Annotated in this window: 15 protein-coding genes; 5 read left to right on the top strand and 10 right to left on the bottom strand. The window is 73.8% G+C overall.

The window, feature by feature from the left end:
• Positions 1-44 precede the first annotated feature (44 nt).
• Together ACIOD2_RS42985 and ACIOD2_RS42980 are read right to left on the bottom strand one after the other, a co-directional pair.
• Positions 45-545: a GNAT family N-acetyltransferase gene (locus ACIOD2_RS42985; protein ID WP_400551184.1), complete on the bottom strand. Its 501-nt coding sequence runs from the start codon at positions 543-545 to the stop codon at positions 45-47.
• Positions 545-1,093 (bottom strand): dihydrofolate reductase family protein, encoded by a 549-nt coding sequence (locus ACIOD2_RS42980; RefSeq protein WP_400551182.1) that lies wholly within the window; start codon positions 1,091-1,093, stop codon positions 545-547. Before ACIOD2_RS42980 ends, ACIOD2_RS42985 begins: the two co-directional genes overlap by 1 nt.
• Before the next feature lie 105 nt (positions 1,094-1,198).
• Here ACIOD2_RS42980 and ACIOD2_RS42975 point away from each other — a divergent pair, with 105 nt between their 5' ends.
• Positions 1,199-3,844 (top strand): ATP-binding protein, encoded by a 2,646-nt coding sequence (locus ACIOD2_RS42975; RefSeq protein WP_400551181.1) that lies wholly within the window; start codon positions 1,199-1,201, stop codon positions 3,842-3,844.
• Between the two features lie 6 nt (positions 3,845-3,850).
• Here ACIOD2_RS42975 and ACIOD2_RS42970 read toward each other — a convergent pair whose 3' ends face one another.
• The gene (locus tag ACIOD2_RS42970; protein ID WP_400551180.1) at positions 3,851-4,411 is read right to left on the bottom strand and encodes a TetR/AcrR family transcriptional regulator; all 561 of its coding nucleotides are present in this window, start codon (positions 4,409-4,411) and stop codon (positions 3,851-3,853) included.
• A gap of 37 nt (positions 4,412-4,448) precedes the next feature.
• Here ACIOD2_RS42970 and ACIOD2_RS42965 point away from each other — a divergent pair, with 37 nt between their 5' ends.
• Positions 4,449-5,921, top strand: coding sequence for an FAD-dependent monooxygenase (locus ACIOD2_RS42965; protein WP_400551178.1), 1,473 nt, complete (start codon positions 4,449-4,451; stop codon positions 5,919-5,921).
• Between the two features lie 454 nt (positions 5,922-6,375).
• Here the strand turns inward: ACIOD2_RS42965 and ACIOD2_RS42960 are convergent, their stop codons facing one another.
• The gene (locus ACIOD2_RS42960; protein WP_400551176.1) at positions 6,376-6,957 is read right to left on the bottom strand and encodes a TetR/AcrR family transcriptional regulator; all 582 of its coding nucleotides are present in this window, start codon (positions 6,955-6,957) and stop codon (positions 6,376-6,378) included.
• 119 nt (positions 6,958-7,076) lie between these two features.
• Here ACIOD2_RS42960 and ACIOD2_RS42955 point away from each other — a divergent pair, with 119 nt between their 5' ends.
• Positions 7,077-8,615: an MDR family MFS transporter gene (locus ACIOD2_RS42955; RefSeq protein WP_400551174.1), complete on the top strand. Its 1,539-nt coding sequence runs from the start codon at positions 7,077-7,079 to the stop codon at positions 8,613-8,615.
• 10 nt (positions 8,616-8,625) lie between these two features.
• Positions 8,626-9,117: a universal stress protein gene (locus ACIOD2_RS42950; protein ID WP_400551173.1), complete on the top strand. Its 492-nt coding sequence runs from the start codon at positions 8,626-8,628 to the stop codon at positions 9,115-9,117.
• Between the two features lie 12 nt (positions 9,118-9,129).
• Here ACIOD2_RS42950 and ACIOD2_RS42945 read toward each other — a convergent pair whose 3' ends face one another.
• Together ACIOD2_RS42945 and ACIOD2_RS42940 are read right to left on the bottom strand one after the other, a co-directional pair.
• The gene (locus tag ACIOD2_RS42945; protein ID WP_400551171.1) at positions 9,130-9,726 is read right to left on the bottom strand and encodes a TetR/AcrR family transcriptional regulator C-terminal domain-containing protein; all 597 of its coding nucleotides are present in this window, start codon (positions 9,724-9,726) and stop codon (positions 9,130-9,132) included.
• Between the two features lie 17 nt (positions 9,727-9,743).
• Positions 9,744-10,565 carry an SDR family NAD(P)-dependent oxidoreductase gene (locus tag ACIOD2_RS42940; RefSeq protein ID WP_400551169.1) on the bottom strand — a complete coding sequence of 274 codons (822 nt, stop codon included), beginning with the start codon at positions 10,563-10,565 and terminating at the stop codon, positions 9,744-9,746.
• A 100-nt stretch (positions 10,566-10,665) separates the two neighbouring features.
• On the opposite strand from ACIOD2_RS42940, the gene ACIOD2_RS42935 reads away from it, so the two are divergent.
• Positions 10,666-11,406, top strand: a complete 741-nt coding sequence (locus ACIOD2_RS42935; RefSeq protein WP_400551167.1) for a TetR/AcrR family transcriptional regulator — start codon at positions 10,666-10,668, stop codon at positions 11,404-11,406.
• Between the two features lie 116 nt (positions 11,407-11,522).
• On the opposite strand, the gene ACIOD2_RS42930 is transcribed toward ACIOD2_RS42935, so the two are convergent.
• The 4 genes from ACIOD2_RS42930 to ACIOD2_RS42915 all read right to left on the bottom strand — a co-directional run bounded on the left by ACIOD2_RS42930 (position 11,523) and on the right by ACIOD2_RS42915 (position 18,823).
• Positions 11,523-12,212 carry an alpha/beta fold hydrolase gene (locus tag ACIOD2_RS42930; RefSeq protein WP_400551165.1) on the bottom strand — a complete coding sequence of 230 codons (690 nt, stop codon included), beginning with the start codon at positions 12,210-12,212 and terminating at the stop codon, positions 11,523-11,525.
• An 85-nt stretch (positions 12,213-12,297) separates the two neighbouring features.
• Positions 12,298-15,030, bottom strand: a complete 2,733-nt coding sequence (locus ACIOD2_RS42925; RefSeq protein WP_400551163.1) for an AAA family ATPase — start codon at positions 15,028-15,030, stop codon at positions 12,298-12,300.
• Positions 15,031-15,067: 37 nt separating this feature from the next.
• Complete coding sequence (locus ACIOD2_RS42920; protein ID WP_400551162.1) at positions 15,068-17,776, bottom strand: AAA family ATPase; 2,709 nt, start codon at positions 17,774-17,776, stop codon at positions 15,068-15,070.
• 165 nt (positions 17,777-17,941) lie between these two features.
• Positions 17,942-18,823, bottom strand: coding sequence for an alpha/beta fold hydrolase (locus tag ACIOD2_RS42915; RefSeq protein WP_400551160.1), 882 nt, complete (start codon positions 18,821-18,823; stop codon positions 17,942-17,944).
• Between the last annotated feature and the right edge of the window lie 5 nt (positions 18,824-18,828).

Below are 18,828 nucleotides of genomic sequence, written 5' to 3'. Positions count from 1 at the left end.
GTGGTCAAGCCTCTCATGCGCGGCCCGGCCGCCGAAGCCGGTCGTCAGCCGGGGAGCTGCCGGTTGGAGAAGTACGGCTTCCGGAACGGGAGGTCCGCGGCCAGCCAGTGCGTCAAAGCCGCGTGGGCCTTCGGGTAGAAGCCGCGGTCGTACGCGCCCGGGGTCACCCACCAGCTGACGTCGACGTCGTGGTCCAGCAGGTCTTCCGTGAGCTTCGTGCGGCCGCCCATCGGGTACAGGTAGCAGCACCCCAGGTAGCCGCCCGCCGGGTCGCGCAGGACGTAGGTGTACGAGCCGCCGTCGCGGAACTCGCACTCGTGCCACACCAGGTCGACGTAGTTGTAGTCCTCGGTGACCGGTCCGGTCGGCCAGCCGCCGCCCCGGGTCCGCCGGATGAGGTCCAGGCTCGCGTTGATGCCCGCCACGTCGTCGGCCAGGTCGGCGCGGGTGATCGCCCGGGCGGTCACGTCGCCGTGCTTCAGCTCCGCCGGGACCGTGACGCCGTCGGGCACCGTCAGTCTTTTGACGAACTCGCGGAGGTCCATCAGCGGACCTGGTAGCCCAGGATCACGATGCCCGAGTCGAGCTTGGTCACCGTGTCCAGTTCGAGCCGGGTCAGGGAGCCTTCGCGGAACAGCAGGTCCGACACGCCGCCGCCGCGGACGAGCAGGGGGTGGAACCACAGGCGGATCTCGTCGACCAGGCCGTGGTCCAGCAGCGCGTGCGTGAGCTGCCCGAAGCCGTACTGCAGGATGGTCTCCCCCGGCTCGTTCTTCAGCTTCTCGATCGCGGCCACCGGATCCGTCCCGATGACCGTCGTGTTGTTCCACTCCGGGTCGGTGAGGGTCGACGAAACCACGTACTTGGCCATGGCGTTGATCCGGTCGCTCGCCGGGTCGCCCGACCGGGTCGGCCACACCGGGGCGAACCCGTCGTAGGTGCGCCGGCCCATGACGAGGGCGTCGGAGGCGAGCAGCAGCTCGGTCTGGACGGCCTCGCCCTGACCGCCGTCGGGGCCGCTCGCAGGCCAGTGGTGCGGGTTCTCGATCACGCCGTCGAGCGAGATGTAGGTCGAGTTGACGAGACGTCGCATGGTGTTCCTCCTGGTGGTCGGCTTGTCCGATGGGAAGAGCCTGCGCCACGCGGCACCTGCGGTCATCCGTGGTCACCACGGATCGGGTACGGAATCATGTGCGGGATGAGCACGCTGCCGCGGGGAGACGTCTCGGCCCGGGAGGCCGAGGTGCTCGCGGCGGTCGGCGAGCACCTGACGAACGCGCAGATCGCCCTCCGGCTGCACATCTCGGCCCGCACGGTGGAAAGCCACGTGTCGGCATTGCTGCGCAAATGCGGCGCGAGCGACCGGCGTCAGCTGGCCGTGCTCGCCGCCGAGGCGGCCGAGCTGGGGGCGCGGGCCGAGGACGCGGTGCTGCCGGAGGCCCGGACCAGCTTCGTCGGGCGCGCCGAGGAGCTCGAGGCCGTGCGGACGGCGCTGGACACCGCCCGGCTGGTGACCCTCACCGGGCCGGGCGGGGTGGGCAAGACCCGGCTCGCCGTCACCGCGGCCGCCGCCGTGGCCCCGCGGTTCCCGGCCGGCGTGGTGTACCTCGACCTCGTGCCGGTGCCGCCCGGGCAGGTGGTCGCCGCCGTGGCCGCCGCGCTGGGCGTCACCGAACGCCCGCCGCGGCCGCTGCCCGACAGCGTGGCCGACCGGGTGCGCGGCCGGGTCATGCTGCTGGTGCTGGACAACTGCGAGCACGTGCTCGACGAGGCGAGCGGGCTCGTCGAGGCCCTGCTGCGCACGGGCGGGCGGCTGCGGATCCTCGCGACCAGCCGGGAGCGGCTCGGCGTCGCGGGCGAGGAGGCCCACGCGGTGCCGCCCTTGCCGCTCGGCTCGGCCGCCGAGACGCTGTTCCTCGACCGCGCCCGCGGGGTCGACCGCGGATTCGCCGCCGCTCCCGCACTGGTCACCGAGGCGTGCGCCCGGCTCGACGGGCTGCCGCTGGCCATCGAGCTGGCGGCCGCGCGAGCCGCCGCCATCGGCGTCGACGGGCTGCTCACCGCCCTCGACGACCGGCTGCGCGCGGTGGCGGGCGGCCGCGGCGGCGAGGCGCGGCACCACTCGCTGAGCGACGTGCTCGGCTGGAGCTACGACCTGCTGGAGCCCGCGGAACGTGCGTTGTTCCGGCGGCTCGCGGTGTTCGCTTCGGGCTTCGACCTCGACGCCGCGGCGGCCGTCTCCCCCGGCGAGCGGCCGAGCACCGTCGCGCACCTGCTCGGCCGGCTGGTGGAGAAGAGCCTGGTGGTGCGGCGCGGCACCGACCGCACGCGGTACCGGCTGCTGGAGACGGTCCGGGCGTTCGCGCAGGCGCACTTCGCCGGTGACGACGACCGTGACGAGGTACTGCGGGCGCACCTGGAGTGGGCCAGCCGGGTCGCCGTGGAGCTGGAAACCCGGCTCGACGAGGACGACCTCGCGTCACGCTACGACGAGGTCGTCGACGACCTGCGGGCCGCGTTCGCCAGGACCGGTGAGGAGCCGGATCCGGTGGCGCACCGGCTGGGCCGGGCGCTGGCCCACCTCACGTTCGCCCGCGGTTCGTTCGTCGAGTCCCGCGCGCACTACCGCGCCGCGGCCGGGCGGGCGGTCACGCCCGGCGACGCCGTCCGGGACCTGCGCAGCGCGTCGGAAGCCGCGCAGTCGCTGGCCGACGGCGACGACGCGTTCGCCCTGCTGCTCGCCGGCGCCGACCGCGCGGGTGACGAGCGCGACCGGGCCGTGCTGCTGGCCCTGGCCGTCACCCTCGCGACCCGCTTCGTCGGGGACTTCCGCCACCCGGTGCCCGCCGCCCGCCGCGCGGACCTGCTGGCCCGGGCCGGACGGGCGCCGGCCGAGGACCGGGAGCACGCGGCGGTGCTCGCCACCGCCCGGGCCTGGGCGGGCGGGGCCGACCCGGCCGCCGCCGTCGAGGCCGCGCACGAGGCGGACGATCCGACGTTGCTGCAGGGTGCCCTGGACAGCGCCAACTCGGCCGCCGCGCGCCAGGGCCGGCTGCGCGAGGCCTACCGCATCGCCCGCGAGCGGCTGGACCTGCTGCCGACGCTCACCCGGCACCGGCCGGCCGACGGCATCGAGATGTTCGACCTGTTCCACTCCGTCTCGGTGGCCGCGCTGGCGGTGGGTGACCTGCCGGGGGCGCTGGCCATCGCCGCCCGCGCCACCGAGCAGGACCCGGTCAACGGCGACTACCCGTTCGTCTCGCTGCTGAAGTACCTGGCGCCGCTCACGCTGTCCGGCCGGTTCGACGAGGCCGTCGAGCTCGGCGAGCGGGCGTTCGCCGAGTGGCGCGCCGCGGGGGCCCCGCTCCTGGCGTGGCTGACGCCGTCGGTGCAGGTGCTGGAGCTGGCGACCGGCCTGCGCGGCGACCACGGGCTCTGGCGGGCACGCACGCTGGAGTTCGCCGGTCACCCCGACCCGCGCTCACGGCGCCTCGCGGCCACCACGGCGTTCGTGGAGGCTCGGCTGGCCGTCCACACCGGACACCTGAGCGACGCGGATCGCCTGGTGCGCAACGCTTTCCAGGAGTTCTCACAGCCGTGGTACCGGGCGTACGCGAACGCGGCGGGCGCCGAGCTGGCCGTGCTCGCCGAGCTGCCCGACGCGGAGAAACGGCTGGAGCAGGCCGAGCGCACGGCCGAGGAGAACGACTGGGCGGCCGCGTGCGTCGCGCGGGCGCGGGGCCGGTTCACCGGTGACACCCACGCTTTCCGCCGGTCACTGGAGATCTGGGACCGCATCGGCGCGCGGTTCGAGCTGGCGCGCACGGAAGAGGCCGCAGGCTAAAGCGATTCAGCTCAGGAGCGGCAGGAAGATCGTGTCGACGATCTCTTCGAGGACGTGGTCGGGCGCGGGGGCGAAGGTCACCAGGATTTCGTGGCGCAGCAGGTCGAAGGGCAGCGACTTGATGCGTTCGCTGAGGCGCTCCGGGTCGATCTCGCCGCGGGCGACGGCGCGCTCGAAGAGCACGTCGGCGCCCTTCCGGTGCCGCGCGGCGAGCAGGTCGCCGGGGCCGGTGCCGGTCTCCTGGTAGTAGCCGGCCAGGTGCGCGTTCATGACGGTGACGAACCGGGCGCGCGTGCGGTTGATCTCCCGCATCAGGGTGAGGACGTCCTCGCGCAGGCTCCCGGTGTCCGGGACGTCGATCCGGGCCTGCTCCAGGACGTGCGCGATGGCCGCCCGGGCGAGCTCGTCACGCCCGGACCAGCGGCGGTAGAGCACCGGCGGGCTGGTGCCGGCGCGCTGGACGACGGCGTCCATCGTGAACTTGGCGTAGCCGTGGGCAGCGAGCTCTTCCCAGGCCGCGTCGAGAATCGCCTTCTCCAGGGCCGCTCCGCGGCGTCGCTCGGGCACCGTCACCTCTTCCTTTGGATAGAGTAGTCTATCTTATATGACGACGGAATACGACGTGCTCGTGGCCGGTGCCGGGCCGGTCGGCCTGCTGCTCGCCACCGAACTGGCCCTCGGCGGAACCCGGGTCGTGGTGGTCGAACGGCGCACCGAGCCCGACACCGCACCCAAGGCGGCGGGGATCAACACCGCGTCCGCCGAGATCTTCGAGCGGCGCGGGCTGCTCCCGGCGATCGAGGCGGCGCAGGGGCAGTTGCCGTTCCAGGCCAAGGGAAAACGGGCGCCGTTCGCCGGGCACTTCGGCGGGATCCAGGTGCCCGCGAGCGCCGTCGACGAGCAGGATCCCCTTCTGCTCGGCCGCGGCCCCGCGTGGTACGTCCCCGTCGAGCAGGTCGAGGTGGAGCGGATCCTCGGCGAGCGCGCGGCGGAGCTGGGGGTCGAGGTCCGGCGCGGGGTCGAGGTGAGCGGGTTCGACGCGGACGAGGACGGCGTCACCGTGCACCTGCGGGACAGCGGTGACGTGCGCGTGGCCTGGCTCGCCGGCTGCGACGGCGGCCGCAGCCTGGTCCGGCGCCTGGCCGGGTTCGACTTCCCCGGCACGGACCCGACGATCACCGTCCGCCAGGCGACGGGCACCGTCGAAGGCGCGGAGCTGCTGGGGCGGGGCTGGCAGCACACCGCGACCGGCCTCTACGTCTACGGACCACGGCCCGGCTGGATCCGCACGGTCGAGCTGGACGGCCCGCCGTCGGACCGGGACGCGCCGGTCACGGCGGCCGAGATGGACACGAGCCTCCGGCACGTCAGCGGCCTCGACGTCCACGTGACGGCCGTCGCCGACGGCGGCACCCGCTTCACCGACCACGCGCGCCAGGCGAGCACCTATCGCCGCGGCCGGGTGCTGCTCTGCGGCGACGCCGCCCACGTGCACTCGCCGTTCAGCGGCCAGGGCCTGAACCTCGGGCTCGGTGACGCCGTCAACCTGGGCTGGAAACTCGCCGCCACCGTGCGGGGCTGGGCTCCGGACGGCCTGCTCGACACCTACACCGAAGAGCGGCACCCGATCGGCGCCGGCGTCCTCGACTGGACCCGCGCCCAGGTGGCCGCCATGCGCGGCGACGCCTACAGCAGCGCACTCCGGGACGTGGTCACCCGGTTCCTCGGCACTCGGGACGGCGCGACCCTTTACGCGAAGCGGATCTCCGGCTTGGACCAGCATTACGACTTCGGGAGCGGCCACCCGATCGTCGGCTCGGTGGTACCCCGGCTGGATGACGGCACGTCGCCGGCCTTCTTTGGGGGTCGGGCGGTGCTGCTCGATCTCGCCGGGGACGACGAGGTCGCGGTGCTGGCCAAGCCGTACGCCGGACGCCTGGAGCTGGTCCGGGGCCGCCCGGAGGGGGCCGGGTTGAGCGGGTTACTGGTGCGGCCAGACGGTTTCGTGGCCTGGGCTGCAGCCGAGGGAATCGACGGTCTGGAAACCGCCCTGACGCGGTGGTTGGGACACGAGTAGCGCCGATGAGCGGCCGAGCGCCGGTCACCGGGATGAGGGGGCCAACAAGGGGGAATCCCGGCGGCCGGTGAGCAGCCACGCGCCGGTCAACAGGATCAGCCGAAACGACGAGGCGGCAATCCCGGCAACCGCGGCCCGAGCAGCCGGGCATCAGTCAGCCGCATCGGCGGAAACAGCAAGGCAGTAGCCCCGGGCAACCGGAGGCCTCGAGCGGCTGCCCGCTAGGCAGCCACGCGCCGGTCAACAGCATCAGCCGAAACCACAAGGCGGCAATCCCGGCAACCGCGGCCCGAGCAGCCGGGCATCAGTCAGCCGCATCGGCGGAACAGCTAGGCAGTAGCCCGGGCAACCGGGGACCTCGAGCGGCCGCCCGCTAGGCAGCCACGCCTCGGTCAGCAGCGTCGGCGGCAACCCAGGCGACCACGGCCACGAGTAACCAGCAGCCAGGCGCCGGTCAGCGGGGGTCGAGGCGGCTCAGCAGGTGGTCCACCAGCCCGGGCAGCGGCTGGTCCCCCGGCCCCTCCAGCCAGCGCACGTTCGCCGTGCGGACCGCCGTCAAGAACGTCGCCGCCATCAGGTGGGCCAGTTCGTCCTCCAGGCCGTGGCCCCTCGCGACCAGCACCGCCGCCAGGTCGCGCTCCAGGGTGAACTGGTCGCTGGCCTGCCGCGCGAGCAGCGACGGGTGCCGCCGGAGCAGGCGCAGCTGGGCCGCCCACTCGCGGTCCGGGATGGTTTGCGCCCGGTACAGCTCGGCGCAGGCCGCGCGCAGGGCCGGCCACGGCTGCTCGCCGAGCGGCCGGTTCTCGACCAGTGACACCAGCACGCCGGTGCGCTCGCGGTCGGCGTGCAGGATCGCGTCTTCCTTGTTCGCGAAGTAGTTGGAGAACGTCCGCCGCGATACCCCCACCACGTCGGCGATGTCCTCGACCGTCACGCCGTCGAGCCCGCGCTCCATCGCCAGCCGCAGTGCCGCCTCGTGCAGCGACTGCCGGGTCGCCGCCTTCTTGCGGGTGCGCAGCGTGTCGAGCGTCTCCATGCCCCCAGCCTACCGACCGGGCCTACAGTGCCCATTGCGCAAGTTTGCACAGTGGGCAATAATTTACGGAGACGTGAAGGGGTCCTGTGAAAACGGAAAGAAACACCGCGGAGGGCGCCATGCGCCACCGCGAGGTGCTGGAGTCGCTGTCCGGGCTGCTGCTCGCCCTGTTCGTGGCCATGATCAGCTCGACGGTCGTGTCGACGTCGCTGCCGCTGATCATCGGCTCGCTGAACGGCACCCAGACGCAGTACACGTGGGTGGTCACGGCCACCCTGCTGGCGGCGACGGCGACCACGCCGATCTGGGGCAAGCTCGCCGACCTGTTCAACAAGAAGACGCTCGTCCAGGTCGCGATCGTGATCTTCGTGGCCGGCTCGATGATCAGCGGGTTCAGCCAGGACACCGGGCAGCTGATCGCCGCCCGCGCGTTCCAGGGCATCGGCGTCGGCGGCCTGCAGGCGCTGGTCCAGGTCGTGATCGCGGCGATCATCCCGCCGCGCGAACGAGGCCGGTACAACGGTTACCTCGGCGCCGTGATGGCCGTCGCCACCGTCGGCGGCCCGCTGCTGGGCGGCCTCATCGTGGACGTGCCGTGGCTGGGCTGGCGCTGGTGCTTCTTCGTCGGCGTGCCGATCGCGGTGCTCGCGTTCGTCGTGCTGCAGCGCACCCTCAAGCTGGTGACCGTGCGCCGGGACGACGTCCAGGTCGACTACGCCGGCGCCACGCTCATCGCCGCCGGGGTCAGTGTGCTGCTGATCTGGGTTTCGTTCGTCGGCAACACGTTCGACTGGATCTCGTGGCCGACCGGGGTCATGGTGGCCGGCGGCCTGGTGCTCCTCGGGCTCGCCCTGGTGGTGGAGAAGAAGGTGCGGGAACCCGTCGTGCCGCTGAAGATCGTCGTGCAGCGGACGCCCGCGCTGGCGATCATCGCGAGCCTCGCCGTCGGCATGGCGATGTTCGGCGGCGCGGTGTTCCTCGGCCAGTACTTCCAGATCGGCCGCGGCTACTCCCCCACCGAGGCCGGCCTGCTGACCATGCCGCTGATGGCGGGCGTGCTCGTGTCCTCGACCGTCTCCGGGCGCCTGATCAGCCGCACCGGGAAGATCAAGCCCTACATCGTGTCCGGCACGGTGATCCTGGTGCTCGGCTTCCTCGGGCTCGGCACGGTCGACCACGACTCGCCGCTGTGGATCATCGGCATCGCGATGGCCGTCGTCGGCATCGGGGTCGGCATGACCATGCAGAACCTCGTGCTCGCGGTCCAGAACGACGTGCCGCTGCGGGACCTCGGCGCGGCGAGCGCGTCCGTCACGTTCTTCCGGTCCCTCGGCGGCACCATCGGCGTCTCGGTACTGGGCGCGGTCCTGGCCAACCGCGTCACCGCCGACCTGGCCACCGCGCTGCACGTGCCCGCGGGCCAGGCCTCGACCGGCAGCGTCAGCGCGCTGAACCTCAAGGCCCTGCCGCCGCAGGTGCAGACCGTCGTGCACACCGTCTACGGCGACGCGACCGCGCACATCTTCCTCATCTCCGCGGCGGTGGCCGTCGTCGGCGTGATCGCGGCAGTGCTGCTCAAGCCGATCACCCTGCGCACCACGATCGACCTGGAGCAGAAGAAGGACGACAGCGTCGCGTCGGACTCGATCGCGGGGTAGGGGAACGACGATGAGCGGTGGCGCGGCCGAACTCAACGCCTTCGAGTCCACTGTGGAGCAGTTCGGCCCGCGCCCGGACCCGGCGACCCGGGCCATCCTGGCCGGCGCCGACGGGACCGACACGGCCATGCGGGCGACGGCGTTCGCCTTCGGCCTGGCCCGGCGCCAGGGCGGCCGGCTGATCGTCGCCTTCGTCGCGTACCGCTCGGCCCTGACGACGCTGGGGCCGGCGGTCGCGTCGGCGGTCGAACACGACACGACCCTGCAGCTGTACGCCGAACTGCGTGACCAGATGCGGTCGGCGGCCGAGGAGCTGGCGGTCCCGGTCACGTTCGTGAAGACGCACGGCGACCCGTACACGACCCTTCGCGACACCGCCGACCGCTGCCAGGTCGACACGGTGGTGGTCGGCGCGTCGCAGAAAGCGGGCCACCGCTTCGCGGGCTCGGTCGCGACGAAGCTCATCCGGTCCGGCCACTGGCCGGTGCTGGTGGTGCCCTGACGACCGGGACGCTCAGCCCGGCGGGGTGCGCAGGAGCGCGTCGACGCCGTAGCCGAAGCGGGCGTCGAAGGAGTCCGCGACCATCAGCTGCGCGCCGACCTTGGCCAGCGCCGGGTAGGCACCGGTTTCGAGCAGCTGCCCGAACTCCCGCGTCGGCGTGCCGGCCGGGGTCTGCTCCTCCTGGGTCAGGCCGAGCGTGAAGTAGACGATCGCCCAGCACAACCGCGCCGCGTCGGGCTCGGGGTAACCCGCTTCGAGCAGGGCGCCGACGATCGTGTCGGCGAGGTGCAGGGTCTTCCCCGTGCCGGCGTAGGTGCCCGCGACCAGCCGGCCGCCGTCGCGGTGCGCCAGCATCGCCGCGCGGTAGCGATGGGCCACGGTGCGGACGCGCTCGACGGCGTCCGCCGGCAGGTCGTCGGTCGCGACGGTGCCGACGATCGTGTCGGCCATGGTTTCGATCAGCGTCTGCTTGGTCTTGACGTACCAGCTGACGGAGTTGAGGTGGGCGCCCAGCGTGCGGGCGACACCGCGCAGCGACAGCTTTTCGAGCCCCTCGGCCTCGAGCGTCGCGAACGCGGCGTCGAGCACGTCGTCCGGTGTCCAGCGCATCTTGGTCATCGTACAAGTCAGGGGGACACCCCGAAGGCGGCCTGGGAAACCTCGTCCCAGCGCTCCCATTCCTCGAGCCGGGCCGCGTACTCCTGCTTCATCAGCGGCAGCGGGCCCGGACCGAAGAAGATCCGCAGGGGCGGCTCGTCGGCGTCGACGACCCGCAGGATCGCGGTGCGGGTGGCGCTCGGCTCGCCCCGCTTCGACGCCGGACGGCTCATGGCCGCGCGGAACCCGTCGTAGACCGGTGATCGTTCGGCGTGCACCGCCGACGGGCCGGCCCAGTCGGTGGCGTAACCGGCGGGTTCGACCAGCGTGACCTTGATCCCGAAGTCCTTCACCTCGGCCGCGAGGCTGGCGGTGAAGCCCTCCAGGCCGAACTTCGACGCGTGGTAGATCCCCAGGCCGGGCAGGGAGTAGACCCCGGCGACCGACGACACCTGGACGAGGTGGCCACCGCCGCGGGCGCGCAGGTGCGGCAGCGCCGCCTGGGTGACCCACAGCGGGCCGAACAGGTTCACCTCGACCTGGTCGCGCGCCTGCCGCTCGGTGACCTCCTCGACCATGCCGAACAGGCCGTAGCCGGCGTTGTTGACCACGATGTCGAGCCCGCCGAAGTGGTCGGCGGCCCGCTGCACGGCCTCGGTGACGCCCTCGCGGTCGGTGACGTCGGCCTTCAGCGGCAGGATCGCTTCGCCGTGACGCTCGACAAGGTCGTCGAAAGCGCCGTCGGACCGGCTCAGCGCCGCCACCCGGTCGCCGCGCTCGAGGGCGGCTTCGGTCCATTCCCGGCCGAAGCCCCTCGACGCGCCGGTGATGATCCAGGTCTTGCCGGACATGGTGTCCTCCTTCGTTTTTGGTCACTGACCAAGTGCTTCCAGTAGTACTTGGTCAGTGACCAAAATGTCAAGCGCACCGGACGGCCGGTAGGTTGGGGTGGTGTCCCAGTCACGCGCATCCGGTCCGAGCGCCGCGGCCCGCCCGGGGCCGTCGCGGCGGGACGCGAAGGAGAACCTCGCGCGGATCCTGACCGCGGCGGCGGACGTCTTCGCCGAGCAGGGCTGCAACGCCACGCTGGCCGACGTCGCCAAGGCCGCGGACGTCGGCGTCGCCACGGTCTACCGCACGTTCGCAACCAAGGACGACCTGATCCACGAGGTGTACGAGCCGCAGTTCGCGCGCGCGGAGCAGCAGGCGCTCGACGCCAGCCTCGCCGCGGACCCGTGGGCCGGCATCGGCGGGTTCCTCGAGGACTGCATCACGACCATCGCCCCCGACCGCGGCTTCCGCGAGCTGCTGACCGGGTCCTACAGCGAGACGCTCGGCTGGTCGCGTCCCCGCACCCCGCACCGGCTGGCGAAACTGGTGGAGGACAGCCACAACCGCACCGGCAAGCACCTGGAGACGCTCGTCCAGCGGGCCCGCGAGGCCGGCCTGGTGCGCGACGACCTGGTGGCCGGGGACCTGCTGCTGCTGTCGATGGCGGTGCAGACGTCGGTCGAGTTCGGCGGGCCGAGCCACCCCCGCCTGTACCGGCGGATGATCGGCTTCCTGATGGACAGCCTGCAGCCCGCCCGCGACGCCCCCACCCCGCTGCCCGAGCCGGGGCTGACCAACCGGCAGATCGCCGCTCTGGAGCGGCAGCGGCGCAAGCGGATGTCCGGCCCCGCGAGTCCCTGACCGTCCGCGAGGGCCTCGATTTCCCGCCGTGGCGTGGTAACCTCCGGTGACCGGAACTGCTATTCCGGTAGCCGTGGTCCCCGCCGCCGAGGGGGTGGCGGGGACCACGAGCACGGTCAGACGGCCGACGCCGCCTGCTTGATGAGCTCGGCCACCGCCTGCGGCTGCGACTCGTAGATGGCGTGGCTGCCCGCGACCTCGGTCACCGTCGCGCCCGCCCGCTCGGCCATCGCGCGCTGCGCGGGCGGCGGGATCATGTGGTCGTCGGTGGCCACGAGGTACCAGCTCGGCGTGACCCGCCACGCGGGCTCGCTCACCGGGCCGCCGAGGGCTTCGACGCCCCACGGGACCTGGGCGTCGGCCAGGAACTTCGCCCGCTCCGGGCTGAGGTCACCGGCGAAGGAGGCGTGGAACTTCTCCTTGTCCAGGAACAGGAACCCGTCCTGCGGCGGCAGGATCGGCGGCACCGGGGCGCCGGGCGCCGGGTCGGAGACCAGGGTGCCGACCGACTCGCCCTTGTCCGGCGCAAAGGCGGCGATGTAGACGAGTGCGGCGACGCCGTCGTGGGTGCCGGCCTCGCTGATCACAGCACCGCCGTAGGAGTGCCCGACCAGCACGGCGGGGCCGTCCAGCCGGTCGAGGGCCTGCCGGGTGACGGTCGCGTCGCCCTCCAGCGAAAGGGTCGGGTTCTGCACGACGCTGACCGTGTAGCCGTCCTGGGTGAGGAGGGCGTGGACCTGCTCCCAGCCCCCTCCGTCGACGAAACCGCCGTGGACGAGGACGACGTTGCGCACACCTGTGCTCATGCGGATCTCCTGCGGTGACCGGGTTTCTGGCTGACGGACGAACACTAGGACGCGCTCCCCCGGCACCGATTCGGTCAAATGACTGTCACCGCGGCGCGTCCTCGAGGGCGGTCAGTGCGTCGCGCAACGCGGCCCGGGAGGTGACGCCCAGTTTCGGGAACAGCTGGTACAGATGGGCGCCGACCGTCCGCGGCGACAGGAAGAGCTGTTCGCCGATCTGCTTGTTGGTGAGCCCTTCCGCGGCGAGCGTCGCGATCTGCCGCTGTTGGGGAGTCAGGACGACCACGGCGGCCGGCCGGGCCCGCGCCCCGACGGCCCTGAGCTCGGCGCTCGCCCGCACCGCCCAGGGCTCGGCTCCCAGCCGTTCGAACCGCTCCCAGGTCGCGGTGAGGTACGCGCGGGCCTGCGGAGCGGCCTTCGCCTTCCGCAGCCGTTCGCCGTAGTACAGCTCGGCCCGGGCCAGTTCGAAGGGCCAGCGGTCCAGCCCCGGCGCGTCGAGGGCTTCGGCGAACAACCGGCCGTCGTCCCCCTCGGGCGCCGTCAGCGCCGCCGCGACCCGGGTGACCAAGGCCAGGCGCGGCGAGAGCGTGCCGAGGCCGGTGGCACGGGCGGCGGCCGCGTGCGCCTTCGCCTCGGCGTGCCGTCCCGTGCGTTCCGCGGCCTCGACCAGGTCCAGCACCGTGCCCAGGGCGTGCGGGACGTGGGAGGCGAACTCGCCGGCCGGGGTGATCGACGTGGCCAAGCGGTACGCGGCCTCGAAGTCTCCCCGGCCGAGCGCGTCGAGCGCGCCGACCTGGAAGGCGTGGTGCCGGACGAGACCCGAGTGCCGGGGATCCGCCCAGGCGGTCATCTCCGCCACCGCCGCGGCCGCCGCGTCGTGGTCACCCCGGGCGGCGGCGATCAGCCCGCGCAGGAACCTCCCGTGCCAGGCCTGGAGCCGGTACCCGTGCCGCACGCAGAGGCCGAGTCCCTCGGCCACCCGCTCGAGCGTGTCGTCCCACTGTCCACTGTGGAACGACGCGGCACCCAGCAGGGACAGCGCTTCGATGGCGGAGGCGATCGGGCCGCCCTCCCGGCCGTACCCGATGACGCGGGTGAGCGCGTCCCGGCACGGCGTCAAACGGTCCACATAGGACGCGGCCATGGCGACGCGGACGACCCGGGCGGGGCTGATTTCGTGCTGCAGCCCGTTGATGGCGGTGTCGAGCCGGTCCAGGATCGCCCGGGACGCGCGGGCCGGGTCGGCGAACGTCTCCTCCAGGATCGCGAGCAGCTCCGGCGGGCGGGGCCGCAGCCGCGCCATCGCGGCGTGGAGCTCGGCCCACTGTGCCGGGTCCGCGCCGCCGAAGGACGACACGAGCAGCAGGTTGTAGAGGGTCTCCAGCAGGGTCTTGTCGGAGGCGTCGGCCGGGTCGGGCGCGGCCCGGATCGCGGCGGCGAGCAGGCGGTGCGCCCCGTCGACGTCCCCGTCGCGGTTGAGCACGTGGTTGGCGCTCGCCAGGGCGAGGCCCAGCGACGGCTCGGTGGCGGCCCGCTGCGCGGACTCCAGCAGGCGCGCGGCGTCGCGGAAGTCGCCGGTGACGACGGTGCCGAGGTAGGCCGCCTCGGCCAGCCGCGTGCTGCGCCCGGCCGGCGCCGGGCTCAGCTCGGCGGCGCGCAGCAGTTCGCTGACGGCGTGCACGGGCGAACCACGCCGGAAGTTCGTGTGGGCGGACCGCTGCAGCAGGGCCGCCACGTGCTCGTCGGGCTCGGTCGCCGCCTCCGCGAGGTGCCAGGCGTGCCGGCCGGGGTGGCCGCGGTGCGCCTCGGCGAGCCGCCGGTGGACGCGGCGGCGCTCGGCCTCGGTCGCCTCGTGCACGACCGCGGCGCGGATCAGCGGGTGGGCGAAGGAGATCCGGTCGCCCGAGCCGTCGGCCCGGACGAGGCCCAGCCGCTCGGCGGCGGCGAGCGGGGCGGGATCCCGCCCGACCGCCCGCAGCGTCCGCAGATCCCCCTCCCCGTCGAGCGCCGCGATGAGCAGCAGTTCCCGGGTCCGGGCCGGCAGGCCGCCGATCCGCGTGGCGAACGCCTCGTGCAGCCGGTCGGTCAGCGGCAGCACGGCCGGGAGCGCGCCCGTCCCGGCGCGCTGCCACCGGCTGAGGGTGGTGGGCAGTTCCAGCAGGGCCAGCGGATTGCCCTGCGCCTGCTCGACCAGCCGGTGCCGCACCCGGACGGGCATCGCCGGGAACCGGTGCGCGAGCAGGGCCTTCGCCGCGTCGTCGCCGAGCGCCGCCACCTCACGCACGGGCAGGCCCGCCGGCGTCGCACCGTCCCCGGTCCGGGAGGCGGCGAGGACGCCGATGCCGGTCCCGGCCAGCCGGCGCGCGACGAACCCGAGGATCTGCGTGCTCGCCCGGTCGATCCACTGCAGGTCGTCCACGACCAGCAGCAGCGGGCCGGCCGCCTGGGTGAGCAGGGTGAGCGCGGCGTGCGACACGGCCAGCTGGTTGGCCGCGCCGCCCCCGCCCAGGCCGAGTGCCACGGTGAGCGCGGTGGCGTGCACCGCGGGCAGCCGGCCGAGACCGCCGACGAACGGGTGCAGGATCGCGCCGAGCGCACCGAAGCTGACCTCGACGTCGAACTCGGTCCCCGCGATGCGCACGACGGTGGTGCCGCTCGCGTGCGCCACGGCCGCGTCCAGCAGCGCGGTCTTGCCGACCCCGGGCTCCCCGCGCAGCACCAGCGCGCCACCGTTGGCGGCGGCGTCGTCGACGAAACGCAGGACGTGCGCGAGGTCGCCGTCCCGGCCGAACAGCGACAACGGATCATTGCGGCTCATGTCCGCTCCCCCAGATCGGGCGCCGGCGCACGGCCGCTCACGTCTCGTCCTCCGGACCGGGCAGCTGGCGCAGCGCGTCGCGCAGGCCGGCCCGCGAGGTGACACCGAGCTTCGGGAACGCCTGGTAGAGGTGCGTGCCCACGGTCCGCGCCGACAGGAACAGCCGCTGCGCGATCTGCTTGTTGGTCAGGCCTTCCGCGGCCAGCCGGACGATCGTGCGCTGCTGGGTGGTGAGCAGCTCCGCGCGGTGCGGGCCCGCCGCCTGTAGTTCGCGGCTCGTGCGTGCCAGCCACGCGGTCGCCCCGAGGCCGTCGAAGACCTCGCGGGCCTGCTCCAGCCGCACCCGCGCCTGCCGGTTCAGCCGGGCCCGCCGCAGCCGCTCGCCGTGCGCCAGCAGGACGCGCCCACGTTCGTACGGCCACTGCCGCACTTCCGGGCGCGCCAGCACGTCGTCGAACGCCGGCATGGCCTCCTCGTCCGGGGCGGCCATCGCCGCGGCGGCGTCCACGAGCAGGCGGTAGCGCGGCGAGATCTCGTCCAGCCGGGCCTCGCGCGCGGCGGCGACGTGCGCCGCCGCCTCCGCACGGCGGCCGGTGCGCACCGCGGACTCGGTGAGGTCGAGGACGAACCACATCGCATGGGGCACATGGGAAGCGAAGACCCCCGGCGGCGACACGGTGCTCGCGTGCCGGAAGGCGGCGTCGTAGTCGCCGCGGCCGAGCGCGGCCAGCGTCCGGGCCTGCGCGGCCAGCCGCGACACCAGCGTGGCGCCGCGCGGGGCGGCCCAGCCGACCATGCGGTCGGCCAGGTCGAGCACCGCGGCGTCGTCACCCCGGCCCGCCGCGACCATCGCCCGCAGGTACAGCCCGAGGCAGCGCAGGAGCTGGTAGCCGCCGTCGTCCGCGAGCCGGACGTGCTCGTCGGCGAACACCTCGGCCTGTGCCCAGTCACCGGCGTGGAAGCGTTCCAGACCCAGCAACGTCAGGGCGTGCAGCTGGACGGTGACCGCGTGGCCGGCGTCCGGCCGGTTCCGCAGCCGCAGCAGGGGTTCCCGGCACGCGGCCAGCCGGTCGACGAAGATGCCGGCCAGGCTGGTGCGCACCACGTCGATCGGGGCGGCCCGGTCGTCCAGTGCCGCGATGGCCTCGTCGAGCGCGCCCAGCGCGGGCCGCGCCGTGCGGGCCGGGTCGCCGAAGAACGCGCGCACGAACGCCACCGGCGCGGGGACGTCCGGGCGCAGCCGCGCGACGACGCTGTGGAACGCGTCCCACAGATCGGCGCGGCCCCCGAAGTAGCACACCCAGCCGAGGGTGGTGACGGCTTCGACGACGGTGCTGTCCAGCGGGCCGTCCCTCAGCTCCAGCGCGCCCGTCAGCAGCCGGTGCGCGGTCTCGATGTCGCCTTCCCCGCTGAGCAGCAGGTAGTGCGCCGCGGCCACCGCGCTGCCCAGGTCCGGCGCCGGGTCGTCGTCCCACCGCTGCGCGTCGTCGAGCAGGCGGGGGACGCGGCGCAGCTGGCCCCCGGCGACCGCGCCGAGGTAGGCGGCCTCGACGAGCCGCCGGCCGCGGTCGGCGCCGGCCGGGCTCAGGTCCGCCGCGCGCAGCAGCGCGGCGACCGCCCCGGCCGCGTCACCCCGCCGGTGCGTCCGGCCGGCGGCCTGTTCCAGCAGGCCGGCGATGTGCTCGTCCGGCTCGGCCGCGGTGTGGCCCAGGTGCCAGGCGTACCGGTCGGGGTGGTCCCGCAGCCGGCGGGCGAGCACGGCGTGCGCCCGCCGGCGTTCGTCGCTCGTCGACAGCGCCACGACCGCCGAGCGGGTCAGCGGGTGCCGGAAGCTCACCCGGCCGTGCTCGCGGTCGACCTCGACCAGGCCCGCGCGCTCGGCCCGCGCGAGATCCCGCCGTCCGGCCGCCGCCTCGACCAGGTCCAGGCGCACGCGGTCTTCCAGCGCCGGCAACAGGAGCGTCCGCCGGACCGACGCGGGCAGCGCGCTCACCCGCGCCGCGAACACGCCGCTCAGCCGCTCGTTCAAGGAAAGCGTCTCCGGCAGCGCGCTGCTCCCCCGCTGCTGCGCGGAGGTCAGGGAGACCGGCAGTTCGAGCAGGGCCAGCGGGTTGCCCTGCGCGTCCCCCACCAGCCGGCCGACGACCTGGCGCGCCATCGCCGGGAACCGGGCCCGCAGGATCGCCGCGGCCGCCGCGTCGGTGAGCGGGCGCACCACGTGGACGTCGGCGCCGTCGAGCGGGTTGGCGTACTCGGCGCGCACCGTGACGAGGAACCCGATGCGGTGCAGGGAAGGGCGCCGCACGACGTCGGCCAGGACCATCGTGCTGGGCCGGTCGACCCAGTGCAGGTCGTCGACGGTCACGAGCACGGGCTGGTCCGAAGCCGACGCCGTGAGCACTTCGACGACGGCGTCGGTCACCTGCGCCCGGCTGGGCGGCGGCCCCTCGCGCATGCCCAGCGCGACGCCGAGGGCCGTGGCCGCGCCGTCGTCCGGCACCAGCGGGCTCAGCAGCTGGTGCAGGCCGGCGAACGCGATCCCGGCTTCGAACTCGGCACCGGACGCCGACAGCACCCGCGTGCCCCGGGCGCGGGCGTAGGCGACGGCCGCGTCCAGCAGCGCCGTCTTGCCCACCCCGGCGTCACCGGACAACGCCAGTGCCGCCGTGCCCGCCGCCGCGCGGTCGGCGAAGGCGTGCAGGACGGCCAGATCGGCGTCCCGGCCCACGATCCCGGAGTCACGCATGACCCTGTCCCTTCCCCGGAGCGCGCGGGCGCGCCGCGGGACCCGGTTCCGAGTGTGCGCCGCGGTGCCCGAAGACGGTAGCCACCGCGGCCGCGGCCTCGATTCGGTCATTCGACCTAGCGGGCGATTCCCGGGCCCGCACGGCTTTTCGTGAACGAGTACCGCTCATCCGGCGGTGTCCCGCACGAAGTCCGTCACGGCACGGGCGAACTCGGCCGGCTGCTCGAGGTGCCCGAAGTGACCGCTGCGTTCCAGGACCACCAGCCGGGCACCGGGGATGCCCGTGCGCAGGTCCTCGGCCCACCGCGGCCCGCAGATGAAGTCGTGCCGTCCGACGATCACCAGGGTGTCCACGGTGATCGAGCCCAGTGCGTCCCGGTCGTCGATCCGGTCGGGCACGCCGTGCTCGTCCAGGCCGGAGACGTAGCTCCCGGCGACGGCGTGCGCGAAGCCGAAGAACTCCTCGGCACGGCCCCAGAAATCGGCGAAGTACACGGGCAGCAACGCGCGGGCGACGGCGGTGAAGCCCTCGTCGTCGGCCACCTCCGGGATGGACCGCCACGCCTCGACGACCGCGTCCACGCCGGGGTGGCCGTGGTGCCGCCGCGCGAACTCGGTGAGGTTCCGGTCGGCTTCGGCGAAGTGGTCCGGGCCGAGCGCGGGTGCGCTTTCGTACAGCACCACGCCCGACAGCCGGTCCGCGAGGTGCAGCGCGCAGTACTGGGCGACGAACCCGCCGTGCGAATGGCCGAGCAGAGCGGCCTTCGCGACGCCGAGGTCGTCGAGCACCGCCTCGACCGCGCGCGCGTAGCGTTCGCGCGTGTAGCCGTGCGGGTGCGCGGGCAGGCGTCCCGAACCGCCGGTGCCGATCGGCTCGAGGTACACGGTGGTCAGGTGCTCTTCGAGGGCCGGCGCGCGCAGGTATCGCCAGGCGAACCCGGGCCCGCCGGGGTGGACCAGGCAGACCGGGCCTTCGCCGGTGATGTGGTAGTTCACGGTGGTGCCGTCGACGTCGACGCTGGGCATCACGTTCTCCGATCTCGTCATGGGTG

The organism is Amycolatopsis sp. NPDC088138 (assembly GCF_044741685.1).
GTDB lineage: Bacteria > Actinomycetota > Actinomycetes > Mycobacteriales > Pseudonocardiaceae > Amycolatopsis.
Note: the sequence above shows the minus strand (reverse complement) of the source record. Positions and strands in the feature narration are given on the sequence as shown.

Excerpts from the sequence above, each read along its gene's own strand:
- ACIOD2_RS42985 (WP_400551184.1), bottom strand. The coding sequence starts at position 545 with ATGGACCTCCGCGAGTTCGTCAAAAGACTGACGGTGCCCGACGGCGTC.
- ACIOD2_RS42915 (WP_400551160.1), bottom strand. The coding sequence starts at position 18,823 with ATGACGAGATCGGAGAACGTGATGCCCAGCGTCGACGTCGACGGCACC.
- ACIOD2_RS42920 (WP_400551162.1), bottom strand. The coding sequence starts at position 17,776 with ATGCGTGACTCCGGGATCGTGGGCCGGGACGCCGATCTGGCCGTCCTG.
- ACIOD2_RS42965 (WP_400551178.1), top strand. The coding sequence starts at position 4,449 with ATGACGACGGAATACGACGTGCTCGTGGCCGGTGCCGGGCCGGTCGGC.
- ACIOD2_RS42975 (WP_400551181.1), top strand. The coding sequence starts at position 1,199 with ATGAGCACGCTGCCGCGGGGAGACGTCTCGGCCCGGGAGGCCGAGGTG.
- ACIOD2_RS42940 (WP_400551169.1), bottom strand. The coding sequence starts at position 10,565 with ATGTCCGGCAAGACCTGGATCATCACCGGCGCGTCGAGGGGCTTCGGC.
- ACIOD2_RS42950 (WP_400551173.1), top strand. The coding sequence starts at position 8,626 with ATGAGCGGTGGCGCGGCCGAACTCAACGCCTTCGAGTCCACTGTGGAG.
- ACIOD2_RS42925 (WP_400551163.1), bottom strand. The coding sequence starts at position 15,030 with ATGAGCCGCAATGATCCGTTGTCGCTGTTCGGCCGGGACGGCGACCTC.
- ACIOD2_RS42955 (WP_400551174.1), top strand. The coding sequence starts at position 7,077 with ATGCGCCACCGCGAGGTGCTGGAGTCGCTGTCCGGGCTGCTGCTCGCC.
- ACIOD2_RS42960 (WP_400551176.1), bottom strand. The coding sequence starts at position 6,957 with ATGGAGACGCTCGACACGCTGCGCACCCGCAAGAAGGCGGCGACCCGG.
- ACIOD2_RS42945 (WP_400551171.1), bottom strand. The coding sequence starts at position 9,726 with ATGCGCTGGACACCGGACGACGTGCTCGACGCCGCGTTCGCGACGCTC.
- ACIOD2_RS42930 (WP_400551165.1), bottom strand. The coding sequence starts at position 12,212 with ATGAGCACAGGTGTGCGCAACGTCGTCCTCGTCCACGGCGGTTTCGTC.
- ACIOD2_RS42980 (WP_400551182.1), bottom strand. The coding sequence starts at position 1,093 with ATGCGACGTCTCGTCAACTCGACCTACATCTCGCTCGACGGCGTGATC.